Source organism: uncultured Methylobacterium sp., from assembly GCF_964244095.1.
Lineage (GTDB): Bacteria > Pseudomonadota > Alphaproteobacteria > Rhizobiales > Beijerinckiaceae > Methylobacterium.
Window position 1 is genome coordinate 1 of record NZ_CAXTHR010000260.1, and the last position, 2,955, is coordinate 2,955.

Below are 2,955 nucleotides of genomic sequence, written 5' to 3' on the forward strand. Positions count from 1 at the left end.
GTGAAGGGCGAGTTCGTCGGCGGCTGCGACATCACCCGCGAGATGTTCCAGTCGGGCGAACTCCAGACCTTCCTCGCCGAGAAGGGCGTGCCGGTGAAGGCCGCCGCCGCCTGATCCTCAGCCGGATCGCGACGACGAAGGGCGCTGCGGCGCCCTTTTTCGTGCCCGCGGTGCGCAGCGTTCGCCAAGGGTCGCGGTTTGTCGCCGCTGGATGGGTCCGGGACGCGCGTCCTGCGCGACGTCGTCATCGTGGGCGGCGGGCCCGGCCGGGCGCGATGGCAGCCTCTGCCGTCGACACCGCGTTGCTGTGCGAGGATGCGCGCATCGGAAGACGACTCTGTAAATCTCCCGACCCCCAAGACGGCGACCGGATCGGTCCCCATCAGCGCGCCATCCGACGGCCGGCTCCCCTCTTCGCGATTGCGTTCCGCGGGCGAGCGGGATGATCGGAACCGAAGCCCGCATGAGCGTCGCGCGCCTGCTTTCGGAGACGGGTCGCATCGGCCGCAAGGACGTTTCGCGTGAGGTGCGTAGTCTGGCGACCTGTCCGACGGGCAAGTCGGCGTGTGATTTCGCACTGCGGCCGAACCGCGGCAATGCAATGGTTAAAGAACGATTTCGATCCTACGACATTCGGAACTTGTTCAGGGTGTCACCGTTATACCATCACGGCCCAGGTTCGATGGGCCGGCGGCGCCCACGGCTCCGCTCTATCTGCAAGGCCGGTCATGCCCGTCTTCGAAGCCAAGAACCTGGGTCAGCAATTCGAGGGTCAGGCCCTGCTCGCGGCGATCCTGCACCCGACACGGGCAGACCAGACCCGCGCCCTCTCGCATGGTCGCCAGCGCGCCGAACGGGCCGCGGCGTTGGCCGACCCGATGACCATCGAGCCGCGCTATCCGGTCGGTGCCGGCAGCCTCTCCCCGAACGTCATCGCCTCGACCTGATCGCGCCCCATCAACGTGCCGCCTACCAGGGCTGCGGCGTGATAATGCCCTGCCGGGTCACGACGACCCACGCGCGGCCCCGACGCTCCACCGCCTCCACCCGTCCGACCCCCGGGATCGACGCGCCTGCCGCGACCTCGACGAGGCGACGCCGACGGTCCTCCAGCATCGCCGTTCCGTCGTAGACGTCGCGCACCGCCCAGCCCTCGATGACGGCGGGCGTCTCGGCCGCAGACGGCTTCGGCTTGGTGTCGGCGAGGCTCCCGGTCTGGACCGGCTCCGCCTTCGCCACGGGTGCCGGCGCGGCGACGGGCCGTTTCTCGGATGGGGCGGCGAGCGACGCGATCCGCGCGCCCTGCGCCTTCTCGGCCTGATCGATCCGCTCGGCCAGCGCCGCGATCTTCGTAGCCAACGCGGTCTCGACCTTGCCGACCGTCTGCGTGAGAGCGATGCCGCGGGCCGTGGCCTCGCCTCGGGCCGCGTCCGCGGCCTCCTTCACGGCGGCGATCGACGTGGCCAAGCGGTCGGACGCGCGGTTGAGGCCAGACGCCTCCAGCCGGCTCGCCTCCAGCCCCGCCTGGACCTCGGCGAGCGCCGCGCCCGTGCCGTCTGGCCGGGGCGCCGCGAGGATCGCGGTGCCGGCACCGAGCAGCGTCCCGACGAGGAGCCCCGCGCCCGCGAGACCGATCATCGGCGGATCGAGACGGCGTCTCGCCTTCGCGATCGCCGTCGTTGCCTTCGCCGGGGCCGAGGCGGCCTCGGGCGCCCTGCCGCCGGACACCGCGGCCTTCAGCAGGGCCTGCGGCGAGGCTGGGGACGCGTCCCCAGCCGAATCGATGCTCGTCGTCATGGCCCTCGTCCCCGCTTCCGGCATGTCTGTTCTCGGCATGTCTGTCGAAAGCTTTGGTTAAGGACGTTTGTTTACCGAACGGTTACCGCCGTCCCGGCGATCTCACGCCGCGAGCCCGCGTTTGCGCAGCAGCGGTCCGGTGCTCGGCAGGCGCCCGCGGAACGCGGTGTAGGCCGCGCGCGGGTCGCGCAGGTTGCCGGCGCCGTAGACGTACGTGCGCAGGCGCGCCGCGGTGTCGGGATCGAAGATGTCGCCGGCCTCGCGGAAGGCGTCGAAGGCGTCGGCGTCGAGCACCTCCGACCACAGGTAGCTGTAGTAGCCCGCCGCATAGCCGTCGCCGGAGAAGACGTGCGCGAAGTGCGGGCTGCGGTGGCGCATGTCGATCTCGGCCGGCATCGCGATGCGCTGGAGCGCGTCGGCCTCGAAGGCCGCGACGTCGAGGCCGCCCTCCCCCGCGCTCGACAGGTGCAGCGTCATGTCGACGATGGCCGAGGCGGTGTATTCGACGGTGGCGAAACCTTGGTTGAAGGTCCGCGCGGCCAGCAGCTTGGCCAACAGCGCCTCCGGCATCGGTGCGCCGGTGCGGTGGTGGCGGGCATGCGCGCGCAGGACCTCCGGCTGCTCCAGCCAGTGCTCGTAGAGCTGCGAGGGCAGTTCCACGAAGTCGCCCGAGACCGCGGTGCCGGCGAGCAGCGGGTAGGTCACGTCGGACAGGAGCCCGTGCAGGGCGTGGCCGAACTCGTGGAACAGGGTGCGGGCGTCGTCGAAGGACAGCAGCGGCGTCTCGCGCGCCGGGGCCCGCGCGAAGTTCATGACGTTGACGATGACCGGCTTCACGTCGCCGGTGAGGCGTTCCTGCGAGCGGAAGGCGCTCATCCAGGCGCCGCTCCGCTTCGACGAGCGCGCGAAGTAGTCGCCGAGGAAGGTGCCGACCTCCGTGCCGTCGGCGTCCGACACCCGCCAGGCGCGCACGTCCGGGTGGTAGCGCGGCACGTCGTGGAGTTCGTCGAAGCGCAGGCCGAACAGGCGCGACGCGGTGTCGAAGGCTGCCCGGATCACGCCGTCCAGCGGCAGGTACGCCTTGATCTCGCTCTCGTCGAGATCGTGCTCGGCCCGCCGCAGCTTCTCGGCGTAGTGGCGCCAGTCGTGGGCCTGGAG

The 2,955-nt window shown here is 71.0% G+C and carries 3 protein-coding genes and 1 pseudogene; 2 read left to right on the forward strand and 2 right to left on the reverse strand.

Going from position 1 to position 2,955, the window contains the following annotated elements; translation table 11 throughout:
* Both ACFE86_RS22170 and ACFE86_RS22175 read left to right on the forward strand, forming a co-directional pair.
* Positions 1 to 114, forward strand: a pseudogene (locus ACFE86_RS22170) (monothiol glutaredoxin, Grx4 family); the annotation flags it as partial.
* A gap of 614 nt (positions 115 to 728) precedes the next feature.
* Positions 729 to 947, forward strand: a complete 219-nt coding sequence (locus ACFE86_RS22175) for a hypothetical protein (protein ID WP_375457470.1) — start codon at positions 729 to 731, stop codon at positions 945 to 947.
* Positions 948 to 969: 22 nt separating this feature from the next.
* On the opposite strand, the gene ACFE86_RS22180 is transcribed toward ACFE86_RS22175, so the two are convergent.
* Together ACFE86_RS22180 and ACFE86_RS22185 are read right to left on the reverse strand one after the other, a co-directional pair.
* Positions 970 to 1,797 carry a hypothetical protein gene (locus ACFE86_RS22180; protein ID WP_375457471.1) on the reverse strand — a complete coding sequence of 276 codons (828 nt, stop codon included), beginning with the start codon at positions 1,795 to 1,797 and terminating at the stop codon, positions 970 to 972.
* A 102-nt stretch (positions 1,798 to 1,899) separates the two neighbouring features.
* On the reverse strand, positions 1,900 to 2,955 hold a 1,056-nt coding region (locus ACFE86_RS22185; protein WP_375457472.1), incomplete at its 5' end, for a M3 family metallopeptidase.